The organism is Mucilaginibacter sp., assembly GCF_036383575.1.
Taxonomy (GTDB): Bacteria; Bacteroidota; Bacteroidia; order Sphingobacteriales; family Sphingobacteriaceae; genus Mucilaginibacter.
In genome coordinates this window covers 1-3,072 of record NZ_DASVOB010000377.1, presented here as the reverse complement: position 1 = coordinate 3,072, position 3,072 = coordinate 1, and the positions used below count along the sequence as shown (strand labels likewise).

Below are 3,072 nucleotides of genomic sequence, written 5' to 3'. Positions count from 1 at the left end.
CAGTTCTGCGATCGGGATAAAAATATCATGCATCATCTTACGATCGTCGGGGATGAAAAACGCGTAACGCTCAGAGAGTTTAACAATACCTGTAAACTCCATCTTGGCGCGTTGGATGATCTCGATAACCTCGCCCTCTTTGTGTTTGCCCTTACTTTTGGCATATACGTAAACCTTTACACGGTCGCCGTTAAGCGCTGTACGAAGTTTACGGGGAGCGATGAAAATATCGCTTTCAAACTCATCATCAGTAACAATGAAAGCCGAACCATCATTGGTAAGATCAACTACACCTTCAATAAAAGTTTTAAGTTCAAGAAGCTGGAATTTACCGGGAGTAATTTCTTTTAGTACTGATTTTTTAACCTCGTCTTTTAAGATCTCATATATGATCTCACGCGATTCTGGGTCGCGCACGTTTAGTTTAGCAGAAACCTGTTTATAATTGAGTGGCGTATTGCCGTTTTGTTCAAATATATCAAGTACCATTTGGGTAAGTACCTGGTGTATAGAAGAGTTGTTTTTCTTGTGTTTAGACATAGAATAGTATTTGCATCAAAGATACTGAATTTTTGAGGTGTAAAGCTTGTTGTATTAGCTCCTATATGATAGGCTAATCAACCCGGTATCGAGGCTATTAGCCGTTTAGTATACTCCTCTTTAGGCCGGTAATAAATATCATCGGGATAACCTGTTTCTACTATTTCGCCTTTGTTCATTACCATCATCCGGTCGGAGATATGTTTGATCACCGCCAGATCATGCGAAATAAAGATATAGGTGAGCTTGCGCTCGTCCTGCAATTCACGGATCAGGTTTAATACCTGGGCTTGAACCGATACATCAAGCGCCGAAACTGATTCATCGCAAATGATAAACTTAGGCTGAAGCGCTAACGCACGGGCTATCACTATCCGCTGCCTTTGGCCACCCGAAAACTCATGCGGATAGCGGTTAAAATGTGCCGGTTGCAGGTTAACCCGTTCAAGTAGTTCAATTACCTTACGTTTTCGGGTAGTATCGTTATTGTAAAACTGATGCACCTGCAAGGGTTCCATAAGCGATTGCCCAACAGTAAGCTTAGGGTTTAATGACGAATAAGGATCCTGGAAAATGATCTGGATATCTTTCCGGATTTGCCTTAATTCATTTTTCTTAAGCCCCCTCAGATCGGTACCCTCAAAGGTGACCCTGCCCGATGTAGGTTCTATCAACCTTAAAATACTCCGTCCTAAAGTGGTTTTACCACATCCGGATTCGCCCACAAGACCTAATGTTTCGCCGGGGTATACTTCAAAGCTTACATTATTTACCGCTTTTACAACATGATCTTTCCGTTTAAAGAGCCCTGTATCTGTAGGGAACCAGGTGTTTAGCTTTTCAGCCTTTAATAATGGTTGTTGCAAGTATAGCCGGCGTTTTCTTTCGACTATTTCATTATCGGGATAGTGATATAATTCCCTGATACTTTCAATAGTTATTGCGGCCTTGCCTTCATCCAGAAAATCAGCTACAACAGGCAGCTTTTTCAAATGCTGTTGCGGCGAGGGGCGGCAGGCAAGTAAGCCTTTAGTATAAGGATGCCGGGGATTTGCGAAGAGATCTTTTACAGCAGCTTCTTCTACAATTTCGCCTTTATACATCACTAAAACCCGGTCGGCAATTTCTTTGATCACACCCAAATCATGCGAGATAAAAATCAGGCTCATGTGCCTTTCGGCCTTAAGCTTGTGGAGCAGTTCAATGATAGTTTTTTGTACGGTAACGTCGAGCGCGGTGGTTGGTTCATCGGCAATCAGGATCTCCGGGTTGCAGGCTAAGGCGATAGCAATCATTACCCGCTGTTTTTGGCCGCCCGAAATCTGGTGAGGATAGCTCTCAAATATCGCCTCGGGCCGGGGTAACTGCACCTCTTTAAACAGGTCAATGGTTTTCTGTTTGGCTTCAGCTTTATTTAACCCTAAATGCAGCCTGATAGCCTCGGTAAGCTGAAAACCGCAGGTAAGCACCGGGTTAAGGGAGGTCATAGGTTCCTGGAAGATCATGGCTACCTGGTTGCCGCGCACATGCCGCATTTCATCTTCTGATAATTTACACAGGCAGATGCCATTTAAAAGCACCGAGCCTTGTATTACAGCCTGATCTTCATTCAACAAACGCATTAACGCCAGTGAAGTTACAGATTTGCCCGAACCGGATTCGCCAACGATACCAATGGTTTCGCCTTTATCAAGTGTAAATGAAATTCCTTTTACGGCTGTAACCTGGTCTTTGCCATTCTTAAAACTAACCGACAGATCGTTTACTTTAAGCATTATTGGCCTACTAAGGTTATAAATTCGTCAGGTATCAGTTCTTCGCCGCGGTAACGCCTTAATAATTGTGCTGTGGCTACTACATCTTTTTGGCAGTAAGCACAAATGCGCTCCAACTGGTTTTCCTGCCAGTAAACGCGACCGACGTCGCTACCGTCGATATCATCTTTTGGGGTTGGAATATTAAAAATAGCGGTAAGCAGACTTAAAGACGTGTAGTGTTTATGATCGCCAAATTTCCATAACTCCATAGTATCGAGATGAATAACCTCCCATGGCTTTTTACCCGCTATTTGCAGTTGCGGTGGGAAAGGCATGCCATTTACCAATAACCTTCTGCAGATGTAAGGGAAATCAAATTCCTTACCGTTGTGGGCGCATAAAACAAGGTTGGCAGGCTGACTGAATAACAGGTTGGAGAACTTGGTGAGCAATTCTTTTTCGTCATGCGATGCGAATGACTTTACCCGCAACCCGATATCTTTCCCGGCAGTAAAGATCCCTGCCGAAATGCAAACTATTTTACCAAACTCGGCCCAGATGCCTGCACGTTCGTAATACGTTTCGGCGAGCTCATCCTTGCGTTGGTACTGGGTTTTGATATCCCATAAAGCTTGCAGATTTTCGGGAAGTTGATCATGGCTGCTATATTGCGGTACCGTTTCAATATCAATTATCAGTATGTTATGCAGGTCGTACTGTTCAAGCATCCAGTTAAAAATTATGGAAGCAAGATAATGATAGTTTTTATTTTAAG

Annotated in this window: 2 protein-coding genes and 1 pseudogene; all 3 read right to left on the bottom strand. The window is 43.3% G+C overall.

The window, feature by feature from the left end; genetic code table 11:
• Positions 1–540, bottom strand: a pseudogene (locus VF500_RS13105) (ribonuclease R); the annotation flags it as partial.
• A 77-nt stretch (positions 541–617) separates the two neighbouring features.
• The gene (locus tag VF500_RS13100; protein WP_330860098.1) at positions 618–2,315 is read right to left on the bottom strand and encodes an ABC transporter ATP-binding protein; all 1,698 of its coding nucleotides are present in this window, start codon (positions 2,313–2,315) and stop codon (positions 618–620) included.
• Positions 2,315–3,025, bottom strand: a complete 711-nt coding sequence (locus VF500_RS13095; RefSeq protein ID WP_330860097.1) for a 3'-5' exonuclease — start codon at positions 3,023–3,025, stop codon at positions 2,315–2,317. The genes VF500_RS13100 and VF500_RS13095 overlap by 1 nt, the downstream gene beginning before the upstream one ends.
• Positions 3,026–3,072: the final 47 nt, after the last annotated feature.

Coding starts and splice junctions, on each gene's coding strand:
- VF500_RS13100 (WP_330860098.1), bottom strand. CDS start 2,315: ATGCTTAAAGTAAACGATCTGTCGGTTAGTTTTAAGAATGGCAAAGAC.
- VF500_RS13095 (WP_330860097.1), bottom strand. CDS start 3,025: ATGCTTGAACAGTACGACCTGCATAACATACTGATAATTGATATTGAA.